The 25976-nt window shown below is 67.4% G+C and carries 30 protein-coding genes and 1 pseudogene; 25 read left to right on the plus strand and 6 right to left on the minus strand.

Annotated elements, in window-relative coordinates:
• Positions 1-288 precede the first annotated feature (288 nt).
• From DYS74_RS05045 to DYS74_RS05155, 24 genes and pseudogenes are all read left to right on the plus strand, one after another.
• Positions 289-492 carry a hypothetical protein gene (locus tag DYS74_RS05045; protein ID WP_121531564.1) on the plus strand — a complete coding sequence of 68 codons (204 nt, stop codon included), beginning with the start codon at positions 289-291 and terminating at the stop codon, positions 490-492.
• Positions 489-887: a 4Fe-4S dicluster domain-containing protein gene (locus DYS74_RS18910; protein WP_121531566.1), complete on the plus strand. Its 399-nt coding sequence runs from the start codon at positions 489-491 to the stop codon at positions 885-887. The genes DYS74_RS05045 and DYS74_RS18910 overlap by 4 nt, the downstream gene beginning before the upstream one ends.
• A pseudogene (locus tag DYS74_RS19120) lies at positions 880-1536 on the plus strand (FAD-dependent oxidoreductase); the annotation flags it as partial. The gene DYS74_RS18910 and the pseudogene DYS74_RS19120, both read left to right, overlap by 8 nt.
• Positions 1537-1987: 451 nt before the next feature.
• Positions 1988-2443 carry a hypothetical protein gene (locus DYS74_RS19125; protein WP_394342938.1) on the plus strand — a complete coding sequence of 152 codons (456 nt, stop codon included), beginning with the start codon at positions 1988-1990 and terminating at the stop codon, positions 2441-2443.
• Positions 2444-2510: 67 nt separating this feature from the next.
• Positions 2511-3674 (plus strand): glutathionylspermidine synthase family protein, encoded by a 1164-nt coding sequence (locus tag DYS74_RS05060; protein WP_121531570.1) that lies wholly within the window; start codon positions 2511-2513, stop codon positions 3672-3674.
• A gap of 3 nt (positions 3675-3677) precedes the next feature.
• A complete protein-coding gene (locus DYS74_RS05065; protein ID WP_121531572.1) occupies positions 3678-4277 on the plus strand; it encodes a DUF1190 domain-containing protein in 600 nt (199 codons plus the stop codon).
• A gap of 145 nt (positions 4278-4422) precedes the next feature.
• Complete coding sequence (rplO, locus tag DYS74_RS05070) at positions 4423-4887, plus strand: 50S ribosomal protein L15 (RefSeq protein WP_121531574.1); 465 nt, start codon at positions 4423-4425, stop codon at positions 4885-4887.
• A gap of 105 nt (positions 4888-4992) precedes the next feature.
• Positions 4993-6351 carry a preprotein translocase subunit SecY gene (gene secY / locus DYS74_RS05075; RefSeq protein WP_121531575.1) on the plus strand — a complete coding sequence of 453 codons (1359 nt, stop codon included), beginning with the start codon at positions 4993-4995 and terminating at the stop codon, positions 6349-6351.
• 18 nt (positions 6352-6369) lie between these two features.
• Positions 6370-7026, plus strand: coding sequence for an adenylate kinase (locus DYS74_RS05080; RefSeq protein ID WP_121531577.1), 657 nt, complete (start codon positions 6370-6372; stop codon positions 7024-7026).
• Between the two features lie 160 nt (positions 7027-7186).
• Positions 7187-7555 carry a 30S ribosomal protein S13 gene (gene rpsM / locus DYS74_RS05085; protein WP_113902066.1) on the plus strand — a complete coding sequence of 123 codons (369 nt, stop codon included), beginning with the start codon at positions 7187-7189 and terminating at the stop codon, positions 7553-7555.
• Between the two features lie 15 nt (positions 7556-7570).
• Entirely contained in the window at positions 7571-7960 is a 390-nt protein-coding gene (rpsK, locus tag DYS74_RS05090) for a 30S ribosomal protein S11 (RefSeq protein ID WP_121531579.1), read from the plus strand.
• 121 nt (positions 7961-8081) lie between these two features.
• Positions 8082-9098: a DNA-directed RNA polymerase subunit alpha gene (locus DYS74_RS05095; protein WP_121532041.1), complete on the plus strand. Its 1017-nt coding sequence runs from the start codon at positions 8082-8084 to the stop codon at positions 9096-9098.
• Positions 9099-9288: 190 nt separating this feature from the next.
• Positions 9289-9708: a 50S ribosomal protein L17 gene (gene rplQ, locus DYS74_RS05100; RefSeq protein WP_121531581.1), complete on the plus strand. Its 420-nt coding sequence runs from the start codon at positions 9289-9291 to the stop codon at positions 9706-9708.
• A 175-nt stretch (positions 9709-9883) separates the two neighbouring features.
• Positions 9884-10495 carry an autoinducer binding domain-containing protein gene (locus tag DYS74_RS05105; RefSeq protein WP_121531583.1) on the plus strand — a complete coding sequence of 204 codons (612 nt, stop codon included), beginning with the start codon at positions 9884-9886 and terminating at the stop codon, positions 10493-10495.
• A 52-nt stretch (positions 10496-10547) separates the two neighbouring features.
• On the plus strand, positions 10548-11138 hold the full coding sequence (locus tag DYS74_RS05110; protein ID WP_121531585.1) for an acyl-homoserine-lactone synthase: 591 nt from the start codon (positions 10548-10550) through the stop codon (positions 11136-11138).
• 84 nt (positions 11139-11222) lie between these two features.
• Positions 11223-12533, plus strand: coding sequence for a replication-associated recombination protein A (locus DYS74_RS05115; RefSeq protein WP_121531587.1), 1311 nt, complete (start codon positions 11223-11225; stop codon positions 12531-12533).
• A gap of 44 nt (positions 12534-12577) precedes the next feature.
• Complete coding sequence (gene crcB, locus DYS74_RS05120) at positions 12578-12958, plus strand: fluoride efflux transporter CrcB (RefSeq protein WP_121531589.1); 381 nt, start codon at positions 12578-12580, stop codon at positions 12956-12958.
• A complete protein-coding gene (locus tag DYS74_RS05125; protein WP_121531591.1) occupies positions 12955-14016 on the plus strand; it encodes an RluA family pseudouridine synthase in 1062 nt (353 codons plus the stop codon). The genes crcB and DYS74_RS05125 overlap by 4 nt, the downstream gene beginning before the upstream one ends.
• Positions 14013-14678 carry an HAD-IA family hydrolase gene (locus DYS74_RS05130; protein WP_121531593.1) on the plus strand — a complete coding sequence of 222 codons (666 nt, stop codon included), beginning with the start codon at positions 14013-14015 and terminating at the stop codon, positions 14676-14678. The genes DYS74_RS05125 and DYS74_RS05130 overlap by 4 nt, the downstream gene beginning before the upstream one ends.
• On the plus strand, positions 14675-15388 hold the full coding sequence (locus DYS74_RS05135; RefSeq protein ID WP_121531595.1) for an ATP12 family chaperone protein: 714 nt from the start codon (positions 14675-14677) through the stop codon (positions 15386-15388). Before DYS74_RS05130 ends, DYS74_RS05135 begins: the two co-directional genes overlap by 4 nt.
• 214 nt (positions 15389-15602) lie before the next feature.
• Complete coding sequence (locus tag DYS74_RS05140) at positions 15603-16619, plus strand: amino acid ABC transporter substrate-binding protein (protein WP_121531597.1); 1017 nt, start codon at positions 15603-15605, stop codon at positions 16617-16619.
• A gap of 127 nt (positions 16620-16746) precedes the next feature.
• Positions 16747-18009, plus strand: coding sequence for an amino acid ABC transporter permease (locus tag DYS74_RS05145; protein ID WP_121531599.1), 1263 nt, complete (start codon positions 16747-16749; stop codon positions 18007-18009).
• A gap of 553 nt (positions 18010-18562) precedes the next feature.
• On the plus strand, positions 18563-19324 hold the full coding sequence (locus DYS74_RS19130) for an amino acid ABC transporter permease (RefSeq protein ID WP_394342939.1): 762 nt from the start codon (positions 18563-18565) through the stop codon (positions 19322-19324).
• A gap of 11 nt (positions 19325-19335) precedes the next feature.
• Complete coding sequence (locus tag DYS74_RS05155) at positions 19336-20127, plus strand: amino acid ABC transporter ATP-binding protein (protein WP_121531603.1); 792 nt, start codon at positions 19336-19338, stop codon at positions 20125-20127.
• Positions 20128-20252: 125 nt separating this feature from the next.
• On the opposite strand, the gene DYS74_RS05160 is transcribed toward DYS74_RS05155, so the two are convergent.
• Genes DYS74_RS05160 through argB form a run of 3 tightly spaced genes read right to left on the minus strand, consistent with a single transcriptional unit; the run spans position 20253 to position 22260 of the window.
• Positions 20253-20774, minus strand: a complete 522-nt coding sequence (locus DYS74_RS05160) for a SixA phosphatase family protein (protein WP_121531605.1) — start codon at positions 20772-20774, stop codon at positions 20253-20255.
• Positions 20771-21385: a ferredoxin gene (locus DYS74_RS05165; protein WP_121531607.1), complete on the minus strand. Its 615-nt coding sequence runs from the start codon at positions 21383-21385 to the stop codon at positions 20771-20773. Before DYS74_RS05165 ends, DYS74_RS05160 begins: the two co-directional genes overlap by 4 nt.
• On the minus strand, positions 21382-22260 hold the full coding sequence (gene argB / locus DYS74_RS05170; protein ID WP_121531608.1) for an acetylglutamate kinase: 879 nt from the start codon (positions 22258-22260) through the stop codon (positions 21382-21384). Before argB ends, DYS74_RS05165 begins: the two co-directional genes overlap by 4 nt.
• 128 nt (positions 22261-22388) lie before the next feature.
• Here argB and DYS74_RS05175 point away from each other — a divergent pair, with 128 nt between their 5' ends.
• Entirely contained in the window at positions 22389-23120 is a 732-nt protein-coding gene (locus tag DYS74_RS05175; protein WP_121531610.1) for an SDR family NAD(P)-dependent oxidoreductase, read from the plus strand.
• A 55-nt stretch (positions 23121-23175) separates the two neighbouring features.
• On the opposite strand, the gene DYS74_RS05180 is transcribed toward DYS74_RS05175, so the two are convergent.
• Genes DYS74_RS05180 through DYS74_RS05190 form a run of 3 tightly spaced genes read right to left on the minus strand, consistent with a single transcriptional unit; the run spans position 23176 to position 25903 of the window.
• Positions 23176-24366 (minus strand): glycosyltransferase family 2 protein, encoded by a 1191-nt coding sequence (locus DYS74_RS05180; protein ID WP_121531612.1) that lies wholly within the window; start codon positions 24364-24366, stop codon positions 23176-23178.
• Positions 24363-25355: a glycosyltransferase family 2 protein gene (locus tag DYS74_RS05185; RefSeq protein WP_121531614.1), complete on the minus strand. Its 993-nt coding sequence runs from the start codon at positions 25353-25355 to the stop codon at positions 24363-24365. Before DYS74_RS05185 ends, DYS74_RS05180 begins: the two co-directional genes overlap by 4 nt.
• An 11-nt stretch (positions 25356-25366) precedes the next feature.
• On the minus strand, positions 25367-25903 hold the full coding sequence (locus tag DYS74_RS05190) for a hypothetical protein (RefSeq protein WP_121531616.1): 537 nt from the start codon (positions 25901-25903) through the stop codon (positions 25367-25369).
• Positions 25904-25976 lie beyond the last annotated feature (73 nt).

Consider the following 25976-nt stretch of genomic DNA (forward strand, 5'->3'; position numbering starts at 1 on the left):
CTTCGATCTCTTCATGTCCGGTCCTCTCCTTGGGACGGACTCTAGCATCAGATAGACGAGTTATCGGGGGGCACAGCAGCCCGCCTGCCGCCCCACCGCAATCGGGCTGGCCCAGGCTCCGCTGCCAAATGCTTCCCCGACAGCTTCAACCGCAACTGCTGTGACGCCCTCTGGTCCCTCAATCTTCGATCCCATCAACGACCCCCGGCGGATGCTGCCACACCGCCGTCGGACCGAACTCCGCGCGGCATCGCTCAGGCCGTTATAAGTTCGGCGATCCGGGCAGGCGTGCTCGCTGTCCTTCGTGATCTTGAAGCGCCGCTTCTGTCGCGCGATCAGCTGGTCGTCATGCGGCCCGGCCCCGGCCATGTGCACGAGGTGGTCGAGGTCTCCCTGCCGCGGCCACGCAGCCGCGACACCGAGGCGTTCTCGCATCTGCGCGGGCATCTTCTGGCGGCGCTGGCCGAAACGCCTGCGGAGGTCGTGGCATGATCGAGCTTGTGTCCCCCAGCCGTTGCGTGCGCTGTGACCTGTGCTTCGGGGTCTGCCCGATGGATGTGTTCGACCGGGCCGACGACGGGCTGCCGGTGATCGCCCGCAAGGCGGATTGCCAGACCTGCTTCCTGTGCGAGGCGCATTGCCCGACCGATGCGCTCTATGTGGCGGCCGAACGGCGCCCGGCCCCGACGCCGTCCGAGGCGGAGCTGGCGGAGCGTCAGCTTCTCGGCAGCTATCGGGCGCGGCTTGGCTGGGGCAAGGGCCGTCGGCCGCCCAGAAGTTTCGACGAGGCGCTCGCGCTCTCGCAGCGGCCGGACGCGGCCGCCGGGGTGTCCCCCGCGGGCGGGCGACCGGGTGCACAGCCCCGGAAGGAGGCCCATCATGGCTGACGGATCCCGACATTCCAGCCCGGAGCTGCAGCTTGCGGCGGATGTCCTCGTGATCGGCGGCGGCCCGGCCGGCACCTGGGCCGCGCTGGCCGCGCGCGAGCAGGGCGCCAAGGTGATCCTCGTCGACAAGGGCTGGTGCGGGGCGTCGGGCGTCGGCGCGGCGGCGACCATCGGCCATTGGTGGGTGGCGCCGGAGGGGCGCGCCGCGGCGATGGCGGCAAAGGCCGTCGATGCCTGCGGGCTTGCCGACGAGACCTGGATGGAGCGCGTTCTTGCGGAGACATGGGCAAGCTGGCCGGGCTTTGCCGAGAGCCGCGGCTATGTCGGCGATCCGACCTATCGCAGCGGGCGCGGCGGGCAGGTGGTGGTGCAGGGGCCGGTCTATCTGCGCGAGATGCGCCGACTCGTGCTGCGGGCGGGGGTCACCATCCTCGATCATGCGCCGGCGGTCTCGCTGCTGATGGATGCGGCGGGGCGCTGCGCCGGGGCCGAGGGGGTGCTGCGGCAGAAGGACCAGCGCTGGCGGATCGATGCCCGCGCGGTGGTGCTGGCGGCCGGCGGGTCGGCGCTGCGCAGCGGCTGCATCGGCTCCAGCGTCAATACCGGTGACGCGCTGCTGATGGCGGCAGAGCTCGGCGCCGAGTGGTCGGGGATGGAATTCTCGAACTACTACGGCATCGTGCCGAAGGGCGGGTCGGTCGACAAGAACGGCTATCTGCTGCAGGCGGCGTTCTTCGATGCGGCCGGGCATCAGGTGCATCTCGGCTGGTCCTCGCCCTATGGTGTCATGGGCACCGCGGCGGCCCCGCTCTTCGGGCACGAACCGGTCTTTTGCCAGTTCACCCAGGTGCCCGAGGCGAACCGCCCGTTCCTGCGGGCCGGGCAGCCCAATCTGTTTACCCAGTTCGACCGGCTTGGCGTGGACCCGTTCACCCAGAAATTCGAGGTCGAGCCGATGTTCGAAGGCTCGGTGCGCGGTTCGGGCGGGATCGTCGTCAAAGGACCGGACTGCGCCTCGTCGGTGCCGGGGCTTTGGGTGGCGGGCGATGCCGCCTCGCGCGAGATGCTGGTCGGGGCCTCGTCGGGGGCGGGGGCGGTCAATGCCGCCTGGACGCTCGCCTCGGGCCGCTGGGCCGGGGCCGGGGCGGCGCGTTCGGCCCGGGCGCTGGCGCCGGGGCGGGGGGGCGCGGGTGCGCGAGCCCCTGTCGGGGCGCCGGATCGAGGCGGTGCGGCCGCTGCTGCAGGCGCTTCAGGCCGAGGTCCTGCCGATCGGTCGCAACGGCTTTCGCACCGCCCGGACGCTGACCGAGACGCTCGATCTGACCGCGGCGCTCGAAGACGAGTTGCAGTCCGCCCCGCGCGCCGCGGATGCGCGCAGCGCGCTGTTTGCCCGGGAGTTGTCGGGGATGCTGTTCCATGCCCGGACCGGAGCCACCGCCGCCCTTGCCAGACCGGAAAGCCGGGGGATGCACCGGCGCATGGATCATCCGGAAACGTCATCGGGCAACTGGCAAAGGCGGCTTGTGGGGACGGGGGATGATATGACACTTCGGTGAGCCGTGGGCACTGGCAATCCGGACGCCGGCTCCCCATCTTGGCGCCGGAACGGAAAAAGGAAACGACGTGGAAATCCGCCACCTGCCCCCGCGCGCGACCTGGCGCGAGATCGCCGAAGAGGCGGGGTTCGACTTCCATACGATGTATGGCGAACCCTATTGGAACGAGGCCCGCGCCTATCGTTTCTCGCTGCGCGAGATCGAGGAGGAGATCGAGGACCCGGTGACCGAGCTGCACGCGCTGTGCCTTGATGCGGTGGGGCGCATCCTCGCCTCCGAGGAGCTGATGGGGCGGATGGGCCTGCCGCGCGAGCACTGGGACTATGTCGCGCAAAGCTGGCGCGACGGCGATCCCGCGCTCTATGGCCGGATGGACCTTGCCTATGACGGCACGGGCCCGGCGAAGCTTCTGGAATATAACGCCGACACGCCGACCTCGCTGTTCGAGAGCACCTCGTTCCAGTGGCGCTGGCTCGAGGACCAGATCGGCGCCGGCGTGCTGCCGGACGGGGCCGACCAGTTCAACGGCACCTGGGAGGCGCTGGTCGCCCGCTTTGCCGAGATCTTTCCGGGCGCCCCGACGGTGTGGTTCACCTCGGTCGCCGACAACAGCGAGGATTACGGCACCGTCGAGACGCTCGCCTGGGCGGCGAAGGAGGCGGGGATCAACCCGGTCTATCTGACGCTCGACAGGCTCGGGATCACCCCCGAGGGCCGCTTTGCCGATGCCGAGGGCTGGCCGGTGCGCTACCTCTTCAAGCTCTACCCCTGGGAGAACCTGCTGCGCGAACCCTTCGCGGAGCACCTCGCCGGCAGCGGCTGCACCTTCCTCGAGCCGCCGTGGAAGGCGCTTGTGTCGAACAAGGCGATCCTGCCGATGCTGTGGCGCTTCAACCCCGGCCACCCGAACCTGCTGCCCGCCGTGTTCGAGGACGAGCCGGGCGATTTCCCGGACGGCGTGGTGATCAAGCCGCTCTTCTCGCGCGAGGGGGCGTCGCTGCGCATCCTCGACAGTTTCGGGCAGGAGATCGCCGCCTCGGCGGAGCGCGACTATGATGCCTGGCCGAAGATCCGCCAGGCCTATCATCCGTTGCCGGTCTTCGACGGAAAACGCCCGGTGATCGGCGCCTGGGTGGTGGGCGAGCGCTGCACCGGCATGGGGTTGCGCGAGGATGCCGGGCTGATTACCCAGAACCTGAGCCAGTTCGTGCCGCATTACATCGAGGGCTGACAGATGAAACGATCCCGGGCGATGCGCCCGCTGACCATCGGGCTGATCGGGGCCTCGGCCTTCGCGCTGGCAGCCTGCAAGCCGCAGACGGAAGAGGCGACGGCCTTCCCGGACCTGAAATCCTGCCTGGCGGAAACGGCGAAGCCCGGCGCGACGATGACCGAGGACGACTGCACCACCGCCTACGCGCAGGCGGTGCAGACGAACATGGACTCGGCGCCGCGCTATGACGCGATGACCGCCTGCGAGGAACAGCACGGCGTCGGCAATTGCGAGGCGCAGGTGAACCCGAATGGTGGCGGCGGCAGCATCTTCATGCCGCTGCTGACCGGTTTCCTGCTCGGCAAGATGCTGTCGGGCGGCGGCGGGCTGATGTCGCAGCCGCTCTATCCGCAGCGCGGCGGCGGCTTTGCCACCCCGGGCGGGCAGGTCTTCGGCAACAACCGCGGCTCGGCCACGGTGCCGGCCTCGACCTTCAACAAGCCCGCGACGACCTTCGACAAGGCGCCGCTCTCGTCGAAGCCCGCAAGCGGGTGGAGCAACAAGTCGACGGTGAAGTCGACCGGCGGCTTCGGCACGTCGCTCAGCGGCTCGGGCGGCTAGGGCGCTTCCCGTATCTGCGGCTTGACCCGAAGGGGGCAAGCCCGCTATACGCCCCCGGTGGCCCCTTGGGGGCCAGACTCACCAAGAAACGCCGTGTGCCCTCTTCTGTCGCTTGCGAGGGGGTTTCCGGCACAGGAGAAGCGACATGAAACTCAACGAACTCCGCGACAACGCGGGCGCCGCCAAGAAATCCAAGCGCGTTGCGCGCGGCCCGGGCTCGGGCAAGGGCAAGACCGCCGGCCGTGGTATCAAGGGCCAGAAATCGCGTTCGGGCGTCGCCATCGGCGGCTACGAAGGCGGCCAGATGCCGCTCTACCGGCGTCTGCCGAAGCGCGGCTTCACCAAGCCGAACCGCCTCGACTTCGCCGTCGTCAACCTCGGCCTGATCGAGAAGTTCATCGCGGAAGGCAAGATCGACGCCTCGGTCGAGATCACCGAGGACGTGCTGGTCGCGTCGGGCCTCGTGCGTCGCAAGCTCGACGGCATCCGCGTTCTCGCCAAGGGCGAGATCACCTCGAAGGTCACGCTGACCGTGACCGGTGCCTCGAAGCCGGCGATCGAAGCCGTCGAGAAGGCCGGTGGCAAGCTGACCGTTGCCGCTGCCGAATAATCGGTTGTCGGCGGGCTGTGGCCCGCTTACATAAGGCAACAGTTTTCCAGGCGCCGCCGACCGGGAGACGGTCGCGCGGCGCCTCTCGCATGAAAGAGACTGCATATGGCTTCTGCTGCAGAGCAAATGGCGGCGAACCTCAGCTGGGAGGCCCTCGGCAAGGCCACCGAGCTGCGGCAGCGCATCTACTTTACCATCGGCCTCCTCATCATCTACCGGCTCGGCACCTACATCCCGGTGCCCGGCATTGATGCGAACGCGCTGCGCGAGTTCATGGACAAGGCGGGCTCGGGCATCGGCGGCATGCTGTCGATGTTCACCGGCGGCGCGCTTGGCCGCATGGGCGTCTTCGCGCTCGGCATCATGCCCTATATCTCGGCCTCGATCATCGTGCAGCTGCTGACCGCCCTGGTGCCGTCGCTCGAGCAGATGAAGAAGGAAGGCGAGCAGGGCCGCAAGAAGATCAACCAGATCACCCGCTATGCGACCGTGGGCCTTGCGACCTTCCAGGCCTGGGGCCTGGCCGTCAGTCTCGAGAAGGGCGACCTTGCCCACACCCCGGGCATCTTCTTCCTCGCCTCGGTGGTCATCACCCTCGTCGGCGGCACGATGTTCCTGATGTGGCTGGGCGAGCAGATCACCTCGCGCGGCATCGGCAACGGCGTCTCGCTGATCATCTTCGTCGGCATCGTCGCGAACATTCCGCATGCGCTCGCGAGCTTTCTCGAACAGGGCCGCACCGGCGCCGTCTCGACCCCGGTGATCCTCGGCGTGATCGTGATGGTGGTCGCGGTGATCGCCTTCGTGGTGTTCATGGAACGCGCCCTGCGCAAGATCCATATCCAGTATCCCCGCCGTCAGGTGGGCATGAAGATCTATGACGGCGGCTCGTCGCACCTGCCGATCAAGGTGAACCCGGCGGGCGTGATCCCGGCGATCTTCGCCTCGTCGCTGCTGCTTCTGCCGACCACGATCTCGACCTTCTCGGGCAGCCAGACCGGCCCGATCATGTCGACCATCCTCGCCTATTTCGGCCCCGGCCAGCCGCTCTATCTCGCGTTCTTCACCGCGATGATCGTCTTCTTCGCCTATTTCTACACCGCGAACGTGGCGTTCAAATCGGACGAGGTCGCCGACAACCTGAAGAATCAGGGCGGCTTCGTTCCGGGCATCCGCCCCGGCAAGAAGACCGAGGAATATCTCGATTACGTCGTGGCGCGCGTGCTGGTGATCGGCTCGGCCTATCTCGCCGCCGTCTGCCTCCTGCCCGAGATCCTGCGCTCGCAACTGTCGATCCCGTTCTACTTCGGCGGCACCTCGGTGCTGATCGTGGTCTCGGTGACGATGGACACGATCAACCAGGTTCAGTCGCATCTGCTCGCGCACCAGTACGAGGGGCTGATCGAACGTTCGCAACTGCGCGGCAAGAAGAAGTCGGGCCGCAAGGCGCCCGCACGCCGCTGATCTACCGGGGGAAGTGACATGACCAACATCATCCTGCTGGGGCCGCCCGGCGCAGGCAAGGGCACGCAGGCCCGCAAGCTGGTGGAAGAGCGCGGCATGGTGCAGCTGTCGACCGGCGACATGCTGCGCGAGGCCAAGACCTCGGGCACCGAGATGGGCCGCCGCGTCGCCGAGGTGATGGACCGCGGTCAGCTGGTGACGGACGAGATCGTCATCGGCCTGATCGAGGAGAAGCTGAACACGGTGAAGGCCTCGGGCTTCATCTTCGACGGCTTCCCGCGCACGCTGGCCCAGGCCGATGCGCTTGGCGAGCTGCTGGCGAAGAACGGCCAGACGCTTGATGCGGTGATCGAGATGCGCGTCGACGACGCCGCGCTCGTTGCCCGCATCACCGGCCGCTACACCTGCGGCAATTGCGGCGAGGTCTATCACGACGAGACCAAGCCGACGAAGGTTGCGGGTGTGTGCGACGTCTGCGGCAGCCACGACATGAAGCGGCGCGCCGACGACAACGAGGACAGCCTCAAGACCCGGCTGATGGAATATTACAAGAAGACCTCGCCGCTGATCGGGTACTACTACCACGCGCGCAAGCTCTTCACCGTCGACGGGCTGGCCGAGATCGACGCGGTGGCCTCGGCCGTGGCCGCGATCCTCGACGGCAAGGCCGAGTGACATCTTGACGCTTGACCCTGTGGGCAAAAGCCTCTAGGTCACGGCGTCTCGCAAGAGAATCGCCTGAGTCTTCAGGTGAGGGGCCCGGAGCAAGAGGTTTCGGGCCTTGTTGTGAAAAAAGGTTCTGGGGCTACGGAACCGCAACGAAGGGATCCACGCTTTGGCACGTATTGCTGGCGTCAACATTCCGACCGGGAAACGCGTCCCGATCGCTCTTCAGTACATCCACGGCATCGGCCCGATGTTCGCCACGCAGATCGTCGAGGCCGTCGGCATCGATCCGACCCGCCGCGTGAACGATCTGACCGACGCCGAAGTGCTCGCCATCCGCGAATACATCGACGCCAACCTCACGGTCGAGGGCGACCTGCGCCGTGAAGTGTCGATGAACATCAAACGTCTGATGGACCTCGGCTGCTACCGCGGCCTGCGTCACCGCAAGAACCTTCCGGTTCGCGGCCAGCGCACCCACACCAACGCTCGTACCCGCAAGGGCCCGGCCAAGCCGATCGCCGGCAAGAAGAAGTAAGGGGAGGCTGAGACAATGGCTCGCGACAAGACCCGCGTTAAGCGCAAAGAGCGCAAGAACATCGCTGCTGGCGTTGTTCACGTGAACTCCTCGTTCAACAACACCAAGATCCTGATCTCGGACGTGCAGGGCAACGCCATCTCGTGGTCGTCCTCGGGCACCATGGGCTTCAAGGGTTCGCGTAAGTCGACCCCCTACGCCGCCCAGATGGCTGCCGAAGACGCCGCCAAGAAGGCGCAGGAGCACGGCCTCAAGACCGTCGACGTCGAAGTGCAGGGCCCCGGTTCGGGCCGTGAGTCGGCGCTGCGCGCGCTGGCCGCCGTCGGCCTCACGATCACCTCGATCCGTGACGTGACCCCGATCGCGCACAACGGCTGCCGCCCGCCGAAGCGTCGCCGCGTCTGATCTGATTATTACCGATCGGGCCGTGCGGGGGATCCCCGCGCGGCCCGGTCGCTTACGTTTTTAACCTCGGGCGTTCCGCGCTTACGGACATGGGCACGGGACAGGTATGGAGGCAGAACGCATGATCCACAAGAATTGGGCCGAGCTCATCAAGCCGACGCAGCTTGAAGTCAAGCCGGGCAACGACCCGCAGCGTCAGGCGACGGTGATTGCCGAACCGCTGGAGCGCGGCTTCGGTCTCACGCTCGGCAACGCGCTGCGTCGCGTGCTGATGTCGTCGCTGCAGGGTGCGGCGATCACCTCGGTGCAGATCGACAACGTGCTGCACGAGTTCTCCTCCGTCGCCGGCGTGCGCGAGGACGTCACCGACATCATCCTGAACCTGAAGGGCGTGTCGCTCAAGATGGACGTCGAGGGGCCGAAGCGCCTGTCGATCTCGGCCAAGGGGCCGGGCGTGGTCACCGGCGGCGACATCTCTGAATCGGCCGGCATCGAGGTCCTGAACAAGGATCACGTGATCTGCCACCTCGACGACGGCGCCGACCTGTTCATGGAACTCACCGTGAACACCGGCAAGGGGTATGTCGCGGCGGACAAGAACAAGCCGGAAGATGCGCCGATCGGCCTGATCGCCATCGACGCGATCTATTCGCCGGTGAAGAAGGTGGCCTACGAAGTCCAGCCGACCCGCGAGGGCCAGGTGCTCGACTACGACAAGCTGACGATGAAGATCGAGACGAACGGTGCGCTGACCCCCGAGGACGCCGTGGCCTATGCCGCGCGCATCCTGCAGGACCAGCTGAGCATCTTCGTCAACTTCGAGGAACCGGAATCGGCTTCGAAGCAGGACGCGGAAGACGGCCTCGAGTTCAACCCGCTCCTCCTCAAGAAGGTGGACGAGCTGGAACTGTCGGTGCGTTCGGCCAACTGCCTGAAGAACGACAACATCGTCTACATCGGCGACCTGATCCAGAAGACCGAAGCCGAGATGCTCCGCACCCCGAACTTCGGCCGCAAGTCGCTGAACGAGATCAAGGAAGTGCTCTCGGGCATGGGCCTGCACCTCGGCATGGAAGTCGAGGACTGGCCGCCGGAGAACATCGAGGATCTGGCGAAGCGCTTCGAAGACCAGTTCTGAGCGCCCTCGCTTGACACTTTCGGGGGGCGTGGAGTACACGCCCCCCAATCAATGCCCGGGCTGCCGGGGAATGAGGGAAGGAGAGGCTCCGGTGGAGCGTCGACGACCCGAATGGGCATGATGCCCCAACGACGCACCGTCCAACGCAGGCGGCGCAACACAAAGCAAAACGCAATTTCGGAGAAGACCCATGCGTCACGCCCGCGGCTATCGCCGTCTGAACCGCACCCACGAACACCGCAAGGCGCTGTTCGCCAACATGGCCGGCTCGCTGATCGAGCACGAGCAGATCAAGACCACCCTGCCGAAGGCGAAGGAACTGCGCCCGGTCGTCGAGAAGCTGATCACCCTCGCCAAGCGCGGTGACCTGCACGCCCGCCGCCAGGTTGCTGCCATGCTGAAGGAAGACAAGGACGTCGTGAAGCTGTTCGACGTTCTCGCCGCCCGCTACAAGGACCGTCAGGGTGGCTACACCCGCGTCCTGAAGGCCGGTTTCCGCTATGGCGACATGGCGCCGATGGCGATCATCGAATTCGTCGACCGTGACCACTCGGCCAAGGGCGCCGCCGACAAGGCCCGCCTCGAGGCTGAAGAGGCCGCCGAAGACTGATCCTGTCCCGCAAGGGAGAGTTGGAAATCCCGCCCCTTCGGGCGGGATTTTTCATTTCCGGGGACAGATTTTTGTTTCCGTCTGATCACGTTACCTGCCGCAACGTCGCATCAAAGTTGATCGGCTGGATACAATTCACAGTTGATTCTTCCGGCGCGCACCTGTCTAAAAAGACATGTCCATTCACGCCGACATCAACAAATGCCTTGCCGAGCTTGGCCGTCTTGCACCGGACGGCTATTTCATCGGCCTGCATATCCGTTTCGCCGCCCCGGTGATGCAGTTCCAGACCTATCCCGAGGCCTGGAGCGACCATTACACGCGTGAAGCCTATGCCCTGCGCGATCCGACCATCGCCTGGGGCTTCTCGGCGGAGGGCGCCTCGCGCTGGAGCGAGTTCACCCTTCCCGATCCGTTCAACATTCTCGGCGAGGCGCGGAAATTCGGCCTGAACTACGGGCTGACCGTGTCCTGCGGGCCGATCAGCTCGCGCACCATCGCGAGCTTCACCCGCCGCGACCGGGAATTCACCGATGACGAGATTGTCGCGATCTCGCACCAGATCCGGCGACTGCATGACATTACACAGCCGCCGGAGAGCCTGACGAAGGCTCAGATCGAGGCCCTGCGGTGCATCGCTGCAGGGGACCGACATGCCGCTGCCGCTGCAAAACTCGGAATCTCGGAAAGCGCGCTCAAGGCCCGTCTCCTGTCTGCTCGGGAACGGCTGATGGCGCGCACGACCGCCGAAACCATCCAGAGAGCGAAGGAGTACCGGCTGCTGTAGGTCCCTTTGCAACGGTCCGCCCCGGGCATAGCTGCCAACCCGGAGAAAGACCATGCAGACCACTACCCTGTCCTTTGCCAACATGCACAACTATGGCGAGCTTTTTGCGAACCTGTTTCGCGCGCGTCGGCAGAGCTTCATCGTCCAGAAGAACTGGGACCTGCCCGAGGAAATGGGCATGGAGTTCGACCAGTATGACACGCCGCAAAGCCGCTGGATCGCGATCCACGACTTCGGCCATGTGCTGGCCGGAATGCGCCTGACGCCGACCACGGCGCGCTGCGGCATCTATTCCTACATGATCCGCGACGCGCAGAAGGGGCTGCTCGGCGGCTCGATCCCGTCCGACCTGCTCTTCGACGAGGCGCCCGTCTCGCCGCAGATCTGGGAGAGCACGCGGGTGTTCGTCTCGCACGACATCCCGCAGAGCCTGCGCCGCAAGGTGCACTTCCGCCTTGCGGAAACGATGACCAGCGCGGCGCGTGAACTCGGCGCGACACGGCTCATCGCGCTCACCGCGGCGAACTGGCCGCGCTGGTACGGGCGTTGCGGCCTGGCCGCCGAGGCGATCGGCCGGCCGATGTTCATCGACGACGGCGATTACCAGTGCGTCTCGATCGACCTGAGCGGCAAGATGCACTGAGCCTGCCGATGCGGGGGCGGGCCTTCGGGCCCGCTCCGATCTGCCCCTTCCGTCCCGGGCGCCGGGGCGATACTGTGGGCTACCATGTCCGACCTTTTCGACAGCCCCACCCGGGAGCCCGCGCACGAGGCGCCGCGCCCGCTCGCGGACCGGATCCGCCCGCAACACCTTGCCGAGGTGATCGGGCAGGAACATGTGCTTGGCCCCGAGGCGCCCCTGGGCGCGATGCTGGCGGCAGGCTCGCTCTCGTCGATCATCCTGTGGGGCCCGCCCGGCGTCGGCAAGACGACGATCGCCCGGCTTCTGGCGTCCGAAACCGACCGCGCCTTCGTGCAGATCTCGGCGATCTTCACCGGCGTGCCGGAGCTGCGCAAGGTGTTCGAGGCGGCGAAGCTGCGCTTCTCGCAGGGCAAGGGCACGCTGCTCTTCGTCGACGAGATCCACCGTTTCAACAAGGCGCAGCAGGACAGTTTCCTGCCCTACATGGAGGATGGCACCATCCTTCTTGTGGGGGCCACCACCGAGAACCCGAGCTTCGAGCTGAACGCCGCCGTGCTGTCGCGTGCGCAGGTGCTGATCCTCGAGCGGCTGAGCCTGGCAAGCCTCGAGCGCCTCGCGCAGCGCGCCGAGAAGGCGCTTGACCGGGCGCTGCCGCTCAAGGCGCCGGCGCGCGAGGCGCTGCTCGAGATGGCCGATGGCGACGGGCGGGCGCTGTTGAACCTGATCGAGCAGGTGATGGCCTGGAAGGTCGCGGCGCCGCTTGACACCGAGGCGCTGTCGGCGCGGCTGATGCGGCGGGCGGCGAAATACGACAAGTCGGGCGACGAGCATTACAACCTGATCTCGGCGCTGCACAAATCGGTGCGGGGGTCCGATCCCGATGCGGCGCTCTACTGGTATGCGCGGATGCTCGAGGGCGGCGAGGACCCGCGCTATCTTGCCCGGCGGCTGGTGCGAATGGCGGTCGAGGATATCGCCCTGGCCGATCCGCAGGCGCAGACCGTGTGCCTGCACGCCTGGGAGACCTACGAGCGTCTCGGCTCGCCCGAGGGCGAGCTCGCGCTTGCCCAGGCGGTGATCTATCTTGCGCTCGCACCGAAATCGAACGCCGGCTACATCGCCTACAAGGCGGCGCGGGCGGCAGCGAAGAAGACGGGTTCGGAACCGCCGCCGCGCCACATCCTGAACGCGCCGACGCGGCTGATGGAAGAACAGGGCTTCGGCGCCGGCTATCAATACGACCACGACGCCGAGGACGGCTTCTCGGGGCAGAACTACTTCCCCGAGACGATGAAGCGGCCGATCTTCTATGCACCGGTCGAGCGCGGCTTCGAGCGCGAGCTGAAGAAGCGCGTCGACTGGTTCGCGAAGCTGCGCGACAAGCGCAAAACTTGACATTCCGCCCCCCGGAGGCTTTGAGGGCGGCAAAGGAGAGACCGATGCTGTCCACCGTTTTCCAGGTCGCGCTCGGAGGGGCCCTCGGCGCCTCGGCGCGCTACCTCTCGGGCGTGGCGATCCTGCGTTCGTTCGGTCCGCAGACGATTCCGCTCGGGGTGATCTTCGTGAACATCCTCGGCTCCTTCGTCATGGGGGCGCTGGTGACCTTTCTGGGGCAGAAGGAATTGACGCACTGGAACGCCTTTCTCGCGACGGGCATTCTCGGTGGCTTCACCACCTTCTCCTCCTTCTCGCTCGAGGCCTGGACGCTGATCGAGCGGGGCGATGTGGGCCATGCGGCCTTTTACGTGTTTGCCTCCGTGGGCGCGGCGCTGGCCGGTCTGATCTTCGGGGTGCATCTGATGAGATGGGTATTGGCATGAGCGCTGTGCAGACGATCCGGGTGACCGAGGCCGAGGGCGAAAGCCGCCTCGACCGCTGGCTGAAGAAGCACTTCCCGCAGCTGACGCAGGGTGCGATCGAGAAGATGTGCCGCAAGGGCGAGCTGCGCGTCGATGGCGGGCGGGTCAAGGCGAACAGCCGCGTCGCGCCGGGGCAGGAAGTGCGGGTGCCGCCGCTGCCCGACGCCGCCGCGCTGCTGCGCCGCGCCGACGAGCGCCGCGAGGGGCTGCAGATCTCGGATGCCGACGCCGAGATGATCCAGTCCTGCGTGCTGTGGAAAGACGAGCACATCATCGCGCTGAACAAGCCGCCGGGGCTGCCCTCGCAGGGCGGCTCGGGGCAGGGCGACCGGCATGTCGACGGTCTGCTCGATGCGCTGCGCTTCGGCTACAAGGACCGGCCGAAGATGGTGCACCGGCTCGACAAGGACACCTCGGGCGTGCTGCTGATCGCGCGCACCGACCGCATCGCGCGGCATCTGTCCGAGGCCTTCCGGCTGAAGACCACGCGCAAGATCTATTGGGCGGCGGTCGCCGGCGTGCCGAACCCGAAGATGGGCACGGTGCGCTATGGCCTCGTCAAGGCGCCGGGTCATGGCCGCGGCGGCGAGGGCGAGAAGATGATCTGCATCCACCCCTCGAAGGTCGACGCGACCGAGGGGGCGAAACGCGCCACCACCGATTATGCCGTGCTCGATTCGCTCGGCACGCGGGTGAGCTGGGTCGCGCTGGTGCCGATCACCGGCCGCACCCACCAGCTGCGCGCGCATATGGCCGAGATGGGCCATCCGATCATCGGCGACGGCAAATATGGCGGCTCGGGGCAGGAGAACCTGGGCGACGGCTGGGGCGCACAGCTCGGCGGCGAGATCTCGCGCAAGCTGCACCTGCACGCGCGCCAGATCAGCTTCGACCACCCGATCACCAAGAAGCGCATCACCGTGGTCGCGCCCTTGCCCGATCATATGAAGCGCACCTGGAAGACGCTCGGCTGGTACGAGAACGACGTGCCCGCCGACCCGTTCGAGGAGCTTGAATGAAGCTCGTCATCTTCGACGTCGACGGCACGCTCTCGGACAGCGCGGCGCAGATCTGCGCCTCGATGGACTGGGGCTTCTCGCAACTTGGCCTGCCGGTGCCCTCGCGCGCCGCGACGCTGTCGATCGTCGGGCTGTCGCTGCCCGAGGCGGTGGCGCGGCTGGTGCCCGAGCTGCCCGCGGCGACGCGCGCCGAGATCGTCGAGTTCTACAAGAAAAGCTATCAGGACCGCCGCATCGCGCAGCCGGCGCCGCTGTTTGCCGGCGCGGCCGAGACGCTTGACCGGCTGTCCGGGCGCGAAGACCTGCTGCTGGGCGTGGCGACGGGCAAGTCGCGGCGAGGGCTTGACGCGCTGCTGGCGCATCACGGGCTTGCCGGCACCTTCTTCACCCGGCAGGTGGCGGACGATCACCCCTCGAAGCCGCATCCGTCGATGGTGCTGACGGCGCTCGCCGATGCCGGTGCCGATCCGGCCGAGGCGGTGATGATCGGCGACACCACCTATGACATCGAGATGGGGCGCGCCGCGGGCGTGGCCACCATCGGCGTGCGCTGGGGCTATCACCCGGCCGAGGATCTTGTGGCCGCCGGAGCCGACCGGCTGGTCGGGGATTTCGCCGCGCTCGAGGCGGCGGTGGACGAGCTTCTGGGAGGATGCGCATGAGTGGCTGGGCACCGAAACGGTTCTGGACATCGGCCGAGGTCGCCGAGGCGCCGGGCGGCTTTGCCGTCACCCTTGACGGCCGGCATGTGAAGACGCCCGCGAAGGCGCCGCTCGTCGTGCCGAGCCGGGCGCTGGCCGAGGCGATCGCGCGCGAATGGCAGGCGCAGGACGAAAAGATCGACCCGGCAACGATGCCGGTCACCCGCGGCGCCAATGCCGCGATCGACAAGGTGCGCAGCCAGCATGCCGAGGTCGCGGCGCTGATCGCCGACTATGGTGGCACCGACCTTCTGTGCTATCGCGCCGAGGCCCCGCGCGAGCTGGTGGCGCGGCAATCCGAGCATTGGGACCCGCTTCTCGACTGGGCCGAGGCGGCGCTTGGCGCGCGGCTTGCGGTGACCCGGGGCGTGGTGCCGGTGGCGCAGCCCGAGGCGGCGCTGGCCGCCCTTGGTGCCCGCGTCGCGGCGATGGACGAATGGCAGCTGGCGGCGTTGCATGACCTCGTCGGCATCACCGGCTCGCTGGTTCTGGGGCTTGCCGTGGCCGAGGGACGGCTGACCGCGGACGAGGCCTGGACGCTTGCCCAGCTCGACGAGGACTGGCAGGCCGAGCAATGGGGCGTCGATGACGAGGCGGCAGAGCACGCCGGACGCAAGCGCGACGCGCTACTTGATGCCGAGCGATTCTGGCGGATGCGTCACGCGCTTTGAAGCGTGCCGCCGCTGGCAGGTGCGTTACGCCCACCTTTCAGTCATGTGCCTGCATTTTGGGCGAGCGACGTTGCGGCGTCGTTCAACTCCTCTTGACCTTTTTTGATCGTTCGGACCAGACTTGGTCACTGGGGGCGACCCCCAAATAACGTTCCAGACCCCACAGGGGCACTTTTGCCGCCGTCCGCTGGCGGAAACTCAGGAAGAGGTACACATGAAGAAATCGGTATTCTTCGGCACGCTGGTTGCGGCCGGTCTGACCGCGGGCTTCGCTTCGGCGACCACGCTCGAGGACGTCAAGGCCCGCGGCGTGCTGAACTGCGGCGTGAACACCGGCCTCGTGGGCTTCGCCGCTCCCGATGCCAACGGCAACTGGTCGGGCTTTGACGTGGCGCTGTGCAAGGCTGTCGCGGCCGCCGTCCTGGGCGACCCGTCGAAGGTCAAATATGTGCCGACCACCGGTCAGACCCGCTTCACCGCGCTGACCTCGGGCGAGGTCGACATGCTCGCGCGCAACTCCACCTGGACCTTCTCGCGCGATACCGACCTGAAGATGGATTTCGCCGGCGTGAACTACTACGACGGTCAGGGCTTCATGGTGCGCAAGGACAGCGGCATCACCTCCGCCAAGGAGCTCGACGGCGCCTCGGTCTGCATCCAGACCGGCACCACCACCGAGATGAACCTCGCCGACTATTTCAAGTCGAACAACATGACCTATCAGCCGATCGCGGTTGATTCGAACGCCGAAGGCGAACAGCAGTACCTGGCGGGTGCCTGTGACGCCTACACCACCGACGCCTCGGGCCTGGCCGCCACCCGTGCCGCCTATGCCGATCCGGAAAACCACATCATCCTTCCGGAAATCATCTCGAAGGAGCCGCTCGGGCCGGCCGTGCGCCATGGCGACAGCCAGTGGGGCGATATCGTGCGCTGGACCCTCTTCGCGCTGATCGCGGCGGAAGAATACGGCGTCACCTCGGCCAATATCGACGAGCTGGCCAAGGGCACCGAGAACCCGGAAATCAACCGCCTGCTCGGCGTCGAAGGGGACCTCGGGCCGATGACCGGCCTCGAGAAGGACTGGGCCGTGAAGGCGATCAAGGCCGGCGGCAACTATGGCGAGATCTTCGCCGCCACCATCGGCGAGTCGACCCCGATCGGCCTTGCCCGTGGCCTGAACGCGCAGTGGACCCAGGGCGGGCTGATGTACGCCCCGCCGTTCCGCTGATAGACTGACCGCAAGGGGCGTCGCGTCGCGGCGCCCCTCTGCCATGAAGACGTAACCTGCCGGCGGGGCCTGACCCCATCTCACACGGGCAAAAGCCCGGACACCGGACAGGAACAGGGGATACACCATGACCAGCGCATCCGATGCGCCGGACCGAGGGTTCCGGCTCAGTCAGCTTATCTACGATACCCGATACCGCTCGCTCACCATCCAGGTCATCACGCTGATCGTGGTGATGGGGGCGGCGGGCTGGCTTGTCGACAACACGATCCAGAACCTCAGGGTTCTCGGCAAGGACTTCAACTTCGGGTTCCTTGACAACCGCGCGGGCTATGACATCGCGCAGTATCTGATCCCCTACACCAACGACGACACCCATGCCCGGGCGATGCTGGTGGGGCTGCTGAACACGATCTGGGTGTCGCTGCTCGGCTGCGCCACCGCGACGGTGATCGGCATCTTCGTCGGCGTGCTGCGGCTGTCGAAGAACTGGCTCGTCGCGCGGCTGATGACCGTCTATGTCGAGACCTTCCGCAACGTCCCCGTGCTGCTGTGGATCCTGGTCGCGATGGCGGTGCTGACCGAGATCACCCCGGCGCCGAACGCCTACAAGGTGAACCCGGCAACTGGCGAGGCGAGCGCCTCGATGATCCTCGACTCGATCGCCTTCACCAACCGCTATACCGCCATCCCCTCGGTCAGTTTCGAACGCTCGCTCGGCGTGATCGACACCGCGCTGGCGCCGGTCTCGCTCAACGTGCTGGCAATCGTGCTGGTGCTCGCGGGCGCGATCTGGGTGAACCGCAGGCTGCTCGCCCATGCGAGCGCGGTGCAGGATGCCACCGGCGCCCGGCCGGTGACCTGGTGGAAGAGCCTGCTGATCCTTCTGGGGCCGCTCGCCCTGCTGCTGGCCGCGCTTGGCTTCCAGCTGCACGGGCCCACGCTCAAGGGCTTCAACTTCACCGGCGGCACCAATGTGTCGAACGCCTTCGTCGCGCTCTGGGCCGGCCTGTCGCTCTATACCGGTGCCTTCATCGCCGAGATCGTGCGCGCCGGCATCCTCGCCATCTCCAAGGGCCAGACCGAGGCCGCCTTTGCCCTTGGCCTGCGGCCGGGCAAGACGATGCGGCTGGTGATCCTGCCGCAGGCGCTGCGGGTGATCGTGCCGCCGCTGATCTCGCAGTTCCTGAACCTGACCAAGAACTCCTCGCTCGCCATCGCGGTTGGCTACATGGACTTGCGCGGCACGCTGGGCGGCATCACGCTGAACCAGACCGGCCGCGAGCTCGAGGCGATCTTGCTGATGATGCTGATCTATCTGGCGATCTCGCTGGTGATCTCGGGGGTGATGAACCTCTACAACCACAAGGTCCGGCTGAAGGAGCGCTGAGATGAGTGACACGTCGCACAGTGCCGTCTTCGTCCGCAAGACGATGCTTCCCCCCGAACCCGCGCCGGCGCGGCAGACGGGGCTGTCGAAATGGGTGCGCGAGAACCTGTTCTCGAGCTGGCTGAACACGATCCTCACCCTCGCGGGGATCGCCGTGATCTGGGGCCTCGCCAGCCATTTCTACCCCTGGTTCCGCCATGGCGTGTGGAATGCGGCCTCGCTGCCCGAATGCCGCCAGATCATCGCCGCGCGCTGGGGCGAGGGCGCAACCGGCGCCTGCTGGGCCGTGATCCATGCCCGCTGGACGCAGTTCATCTTCGGCTTCTACCCGCCCGAGCTGTTCTGGCGCCCGGTGCTGACCTTCGGGCTGATGCTCGTCGCGGTGGCGCCGGTGCTCTTCACCCAGCTGCCGCGGGGGATGCTGAAATTCTCGGTCGTGTTCCCGCTGCTCGCCATCTGGCTGCTCTGGGGCGGCTCGATCTGGCCGGTGGTGATGATCGCCGCGGGCTTTGCCGTGGGCTATCTGGTGGCCCGGATCCTCGCCCATTGGGGGATGATCCTCGCGATCCTGGGCGCCGTCGTCGCGGCGGTGCTGTTCTGGATCTTCGTGCCGGGCCCGGTCGACGAGATCCTCGGCCGCGTCGCGCCGATCGCGCTCGAGCCCGTGGCCTCGCGCCAGTTCGGCGGCTTCCTGCTCGCCATCACGCTGGGCGCGGGCGGCATCGCGATGTCGCTGCCGCTCGGCATCCTGCTGGCGCTTGGCCGGCAGTCGGACATGTTCCTGATCAAGACCTTCTCGGTCATGTTCATCGAGTTCATCCGGGGCGTGCCGCTGATCACGCTGCTGTTCGTGGCCTCGCTTCTGCTGAACTACTTCCTGCCGCCGGGCACCAACTTCGACATCATCTTGCGGGTGATGATCCTCGTCACGCTGTTCTCGGCCGCCTATATCGCCGAGGTGATCCGCGGCGGGCTCGCGGCGCTGCCGCGCGGCCAGTACGAGGCGGCCGACGCGCTTGGTCTCGACTACTGGAAGGCGCAGCGGCTGGTGATCCTGCCGCAGGCGCTGAAGATCTCGATCCCGGGCATCGTCTCGACCTTCATCGGCATGTTCAAGGACACCACGCTCGTCACCTTCGTGGGCCTGTTCGAGCCGCTGAAATCCATCCCCGATTCGATCCGCGCCGACATCTCCTGGAAGGGCACCTACTGGGAGCACTTCATCTTCGTCGGCGCCATCTTCTTCATCCTCAACTTCAGCATGTCGCGCTACTCGATGTATCTCGAGCGCAAGCTGAAGCGTGACCATCGCTAAGGAGTTCCCCCATGTCGGAACCGCACATCGAGCGCCCCGTCGACCGCAGCAAGCTGCAGGTCTCGGACGAGGTGGCGATCCAGATCGAGAACATGAACAAGTGGTACGGCCAGTTCCACGTGCTGCGCGACGTGAACCTGACGGTGAACCGGGGCGAGCGGATCGTCATCGCGGGGCCCTCGGGCTCGGGCAAGTCGACGCTGATCCGCTGCATCAACCGGCTGGAAGAGCATCAGTCGGGCAAGATCATCGTCGATGGCACCGAGCTGACCTCGGATCTGAAGAACATCGACAAGGTGCGCTCGGAAGTGGGGATGGTGTTCCAGCACTTCAACCTGTTCCCGCATCTGACGATCCTCGAGAACTGCACGCTTGCGCCGATCTGGGTGCGCAAGGTGCCGAAGAAGGAAGCCGAGGAAACGGCGATGCATTTCCTCGAGAAGGTGAAGATCCCCGAGCAGGCGCACAAGTATCCGGGCATGCTGTCGGGCGGGCAGCAGCAGCGCGTGGCGATCGCGCGCTCGCTGTGCATGCGGCCGCGGATCATGCTGTTCGACGAGCCGACCTCGGCGCTTGATCCCGAGATGATCAAGGAGGTGCTCGACACGATGATCGAGCTGGCCGAGGAGGGGATGACGATGCTGTGCGTGACCCACGAGATGGGGTTTGCGCAGGCGGTGGCGAACCGGGTGATCTTCATGGCCGACGGCCAGATCATCGAGCAGAACAACCCCTTCGACTTCTTCAACAACCCGCAGTCGGAGCGGACGAAGCAGTTCCTGAGCCAGATCCTCGGGCATTGAGCCCGGGGCAGGGAGGGGGCGCTGCCCCCTCTGCGCCTGTGGCGCATTCACCCCCGAGGTATTTCCGGCAAGGCGAAAGCCATGAAGGAAGGCCGGGAGGGGATGGCAGGGGCGCTTCGGCGCCCCTATTGCTTGCGGTTCGACGGGGTGAAGAAGTCGAGAAGCGAGCCGCGGCCGGGGTGGACCTGCGACCAGCGGTCGATCTGGAAGTCGATCACCGCCGTCGCGCAGGTCGGGAACTTGCGGAAGTCGGGATCGAAGACCGGGCGCGAGGGCAGGCGCGCGGCGAAGGCGGCGATGCCGGGGTTGTGGCAGATCATCATCACGGTGGGCGCGGTCGCGGTCTTCAGCACCGAGAGCAGCACGCCCGGATCGGCGTGGTAGAGCTCGTCGATGAAGCGCACCTCGGGCAGCGATTCGAGCACGGCCGACTGCACCCCCGCCCAGGTCTCGCGGGTGCGCAGGGCGGTCGAGCACAGCACCTCCTCGGGTTCGAGGCCGCGCGAGGCGAGGAAGTCGCCAAGTTCGCGCGCCGCCGCCCGGCCGCGCGCGTTCAGCGGGCGGTCGATGTCGGGCGTGTCCGGGTCGTCCCAGCTCGACTTCGCGTGGCGGGTGAGGATCAGGCGACGATAGCCAATTGGAGTCATGCGTGAAAATTCCTCATATGCCAGGCGGATTGCTCGGGCAGCCTGCCATAGGATCGGCTGAGGGGGCAAGCCCGGCGCACGGCACATCCGGTGCTGCGGCACGATGTCCCCGCGGGGCGGTCTAGGAAGCCGTGGCAGCCCGGCACGTCGTACCCCGTGGGGGTGAGGGCGCCGGCCGGGCAGGCGGCGGCGCAGGGCGCGGCGCAGCCGGTGCAGGGATGGGGCGCGGGGCCAGGCAGCGCGGCGCGGCCGGGCAGCGCGATGGCGCCGCGCAGGCTGGCCCAGAGGCCCATCTGCGGATGCACGAGCAGATGCACGGGCGAGGCGAAGAACTGCCCCGAAGCCAGAGCCCAGCGGTAGAAGGGCGCATGGGGCGGCCCGCCGAAGGGAAAGAGGGCGCGGCCGCCGTGATCGGCGGCGATCCGCCCGATCACCCGCGCCGACCAGCGGTCGACCGGATCGGGGCCGCCGTCGGCCCATTCCGGGCCGGCGGTCAGGTGGGCCCAGAAGCCGGGTTCGGCCGGGGAGAGGAGGAGAAGGGTCTCCTCCCCCTCGTGCAGCTGGCCCGCGACGAAAAGCCGCTCGGCTGCAAGATCGTCTGCGAGGCTCACCGCCGGCGCGGTTTCACCCGCGGCGTGGTCGAGCGGATCATCGAACCCGCGCCGTGTTCGGTGAACAGCTCGAGCAGACAGGCATTCGGCACCCGGCCGTCAAGAATGACGACGCCGCGCACGCCCTCCTTCACCGCCTTCAGCGCGGTCTCGACCTTGGGGATCATGCCGCCCGAGATCGTGCCGTCCTCGATCAGCGCGGTGACCTCGTCGGGGGACATCTGGGTGATGACCTCGCCCGACTTGTTCTTGACGCCGGCGACATCGGTCAGCAGCAGCAGGCGATCGGCCTGCAGCGCCCCGGCGATCGCGCCCGCGGCGGTGTCGCCGTTGACGTTGAAGGTCTCGTTGTCGTTCACGCCGGTGGCGACCGGGGCGATGACCGGGATGATGCCCGCCTCGTAGAGGTCGCGGATCACCTGCACGTTCATCTCGACGGGCCGGCCGACGAAGCCGAGCTCGGGATCGTCCGCCTCGCACACCATCAGGTCGTCGTCCTTGCCCGAGATGCCGACCGCGCGCCCGCCCTGATCGTTGATCGCCTGCACGATGCGCTTGTTGACGAGGCCCGAGAGGATCATCTCGACGACCTCGACGGTGGCCTTGTCGGTGACGCGCTTGCCGCGCACCCAGTCCGACTTGATCCCGAGCTTGGCGAGCATCTCGTTGATCATCGGCCCGCCGCCATGCACGACGACCGGGTTCATGCCGACCTGCTTCATCAGCACGACATCGCGGGCGAATTCCGCCATCGCCTCGTCGTCGCCCATGGCATTGCCGCCGAACTTCACGACGACCACGGCGCCGGTGTAGCGCTGCAGGTAGGGAAGCGCCTCGGACAGCGTCCGGGCGGTGGCGATCCAGTCACGGTCCATGGTCTGCTTTCTCATGATCTGCCCCCGGGAAAAGTCGGGGAAGTGTTACGGCCAAACGCCGGGCCTGCCAAGGGCATTGCCAATGCCGCCCGGGCGATTACCTTCGGGGGCGAAACACGGAGGTCACGATGGACGAGCGCAGGGTGATGCTGCTGACGGGGGCGAGCCGGGGGATCGGCCATGCCACGGTGAAGCGATTCGCGCGCGAGGGGTGGCGGATCATCACCTGTTCGCGCCAGCCCTTTCCCGAGGAATGCCCCTGGGGCGGCGGGCGCGAGGATCACATCCAGATCGACCTCGCCGATCCGTCGAAGACGATCGAGGCGATCGAGGAGATCCGCGCGCGCCTGGATGGCCGGCTCGACGCGCTGGTGAACAACGCGGGCATCTCGCCCAAGGGGCCGGGCGGCAGCCGGCTCAATTCGATCGAGACCGACCTGCGCACCTGGGGCCAGGTGTTCCACGTCAACTTCTTCGCGCCGATCGTGCTTGCCCGCGGGCTGAAGGACGAGCTTTCGGCGGCAAAGGGGGCGGTGGTCAATGTCACCTCGATCGCGGGCTCGCGCGTGCACCCTTTCGCGGGTGCCGCCTACGCGACCTCGAAGGCGGCGCTGAAGGCGCTGACCCGCGAGATGGCGCATGATTTCGGTCCGCTCGGCGTGCGGGTGAACGCGATCGCGCCGGGCGAGATCGAGACCTCGATCCTGAGCCCCGGCACCGAGAAGATCGTCGAGACCCTGCCGCTGCGCCGCCTTGGCCAGCCGGCGGAAGTGGCCGATGTGATCTGGTTCCTGTGCACCCAGGGCTCGAGCTATGTCACCGGCACCGAGATCGAGGTGAACGGCGGTCAGCACGTGTGAGCGGCCCCGGGGGCGCTGGCCCCCTTGCACGCCGGGTGGCGCGCGTGCGGGGCGGTCAGAGCGTGTCGATCGCGGGAAGCGGTGGCGCGGGTGGGTGCGGCAGGGCGCTCAGCGCGCGGAACCGGGCGATTTCGCTCAGCCCGGACACCTGGCTGCCCAGACGGTCGAGCCTGGCGTGCAGCGCCGCCACCTCGGCCGCGAGCGCCTCGGCTGCGGCCTGTGCCGCACGTCCGCGCGCCGCCTGCTGCCAGCAGCCGACGGTGGCGGCGATCTCGCCGCGGCGCAGGGCGGCAGCCTGTTGCGGCGTGCTGTTGGTGGCGTCGAACTGCGCCGCGACCCGGTCCCACAGTGCCTGCGGCACCGGCGCCAGGGCCCGGGCGGCGCGATCGGCATAGACCCAGCAGGCCTCGGGCTGCAGCCGTTCGAGATGCCAGGTCATGTTGGTCAGCAGCCAGCGCAGCGCCGCCTCGGCATGGGGGCTGTCCCAGTCGCCAAGGAGCGCCCGGATCGTCTCGAAATGGGTGAAGAAGGCCGCAAGCCCGGTGCCGGTGGCCGACATCGTCTGCCCGGCCCGGTTCACCCGGTGAAAGCACAGCACCCGATCGAGAACGGCGATCGAGCCGGCCTTCAGGCACACCGCCCAGTGGAAGGGGTTGTCCTCGAAGAAGAAATCCCCTTCCGGGAAGCGCAGCCCCTCGCGGCGCAGGAAATCGGCGCGGTAGAACTTGCGCCAGGGCACCGCGATCATCTCGAGCGCGCAGGCGCGGGCGGGTTCGGTTGCGCCGCTGGGCAGGGTGGCGGCGCGCGCCCAGGCGGCGGGGTCGGCGGGGCGGCGGCTGGTGCCGGTGGCCTCGTCGTGCTCGAGGTAATTGCCGATCAGGATCTCGGCGCCGCCCGTCTCGAAGGCGTCGCGGCAGGCGGCAAAGCCTGCAGGCTCGAGCCAGTCGTCGCCGTCGACGAAGAAGACCGCCTCGCAGGCGGGATCGGCCAGGGCGTGGAAGAGCCCGGTGTTGGCGGCAATGCCGACGCCGCCGAAGGTGTTGGTGCCAAGCGCGATCAGCTCGGCCTCGGCGGCGCCGAGATGCGCGCCGAGGCTGCGTTCGAGATGCCCGGCGGTGCCGTCGCCCGAGCCGTCATCGACCACCAGCACCCGGTCTCCGGGGCGGGTGCTGGCCGCGACCGAGGCGAGGCAGCGGTCGATATAGGGCAGGATGTCGAAGGCGGTGACGATGAAGGTGGTTCTCATGGCGCGCTCCCCGACAGGTAATCGTTGAGGCGTGCGGCCAACCCCGGGTCGCGGGTGGCGATCAGGGTGAAGAGCGGCAGCCCGACACCCGCCCGCAGGAAGCCCTGTGCCTTCCAGCGGAAGGCGGGGCGCAGCGCGGCATCGAGGCCGGTCTCGATCCAGTGGAAGAGGGCGAGGTGGAACTCGGCCACCGCCTCGGCGAACAGCGCGGCGCGGGTCGGATCGGCCACGAGGTCGGCCTGCACCGGCTCGAGCGCGCGAAACACCTCGAAGCGCTCGGCACCGGTGCGGTTGGTCAGCCGCCGGCCGTCCTCATGCACGAAATGCTCGGCGCAGAGCTGTGCCGTGGCGAGGATCCGGCGGGCCTGGAAGAAGCTGCGCCAGTGCAGCTCGATGTCATTGTGCACCGCGATCTCGGTGCAGCGGATGCCGGTCTCGCGCAGGAAGCCGGTGCGATAGACCTTGTTCCAGGGATAGGCCGAGATCCGGGCGAGCCGCGCCGCCGCCTCGGGGCGCAGCAGCACCGGCCGCTCGGGGATGCCGGCGAGGTTCCAGTGCAGCTGGTCGGTGTCGAGCGGTCCCGGCCGGCCCGCGGCGCGCAACCGGCTGTCGACATGGCGAAAGAGGCAGAAGTCGAACGCGGGCGTCTCTGCCGCCAGCAGCATCTCGAGCATGCCCGAGAAGGCCGGCAGCAGCAGGTCGTCGGAATCGAGGAACAGAACATGCGAGGTCTGCACCTGCGCCAGGCCGAGGTTGCGCGCATGGCCGGCGCCGCGCTGCAGCCCGCTGCGCAGCCAGCTCAGGCGCGGGTCCCGGGCAAGCTCGGCCAGGCCGAGCGCCTCGGCCGAGACCGGCTCGTCCGAGGCATCGTCGACGACGATCACCCGCACACCCTGCGGCAGCGCCATGAGCTGGCGCAGCAGCCGCGCCAGCCCCTCGGGGTCGTTCCAGACCGGGATGACGACCGAGAGGCCGGGCTCGGAAAGCATGGCGGTGTCGCTCAGAGCGCGAAGACGCGCAGGTCCTGCAGGTCGATCGCGCCGTTTTCCGGGCGGAAGAACAGGATCAGTTCCCGCCACGGCGCGGGGGCCGCGAGGCCGGGATGATCGGCCAGGCTGAGCGCGTCGAGATGCAGGCTCGGCTCGGTGTAGGCGATCGCGGTCTTGCGGAAGAAGATGTCGTCGAAGCCGCCCTCGCGACCGTTGCGCAGGCACAGCCGGAAGGTCTGCGACAGCGGCGCCTTGCTGCGGATCGCCACGCCGAGAAGCATCTTGCCGTCGAGCGGGCAGTCGGTGAGGTTGATGTGCAGCCCGAGCCAGCGCGCCTTGCCGGCGATGTCGAATTCGGCTTTCAGCAGCTCGCCCGGACGGCTGGTCACGGTGACCGTGGTCGGGGCCTCGGGGTCGGTGTCGAAGAACAGGCCCGGAACCAGCGGTTCCTGTGCCGGTTGCGGGGCCGGTTCCCGGGTCAGCTGCCGCAGCACCGCGAGGCGCGAATTGACGCCGGACTCGGGGCCGAGATCGAGGCTGTCGGACATGAAAGATTCCTTCCTTGGTGCCCGGAAAAACGAAAACTCGGGGTGTTTCCGGGCCTTGTTCACCTGCTTCCAG

It is taken from the genome of Paenirhodobacter hankyongi (assembly GCF_003664585.1).
GTDB lineage: Bacteria > Pseudomonadota > Alphaproteobacteria > Rhodobacterales > Rhodobacteraceae > Rhodobacter > Rhodobacter hankyongi.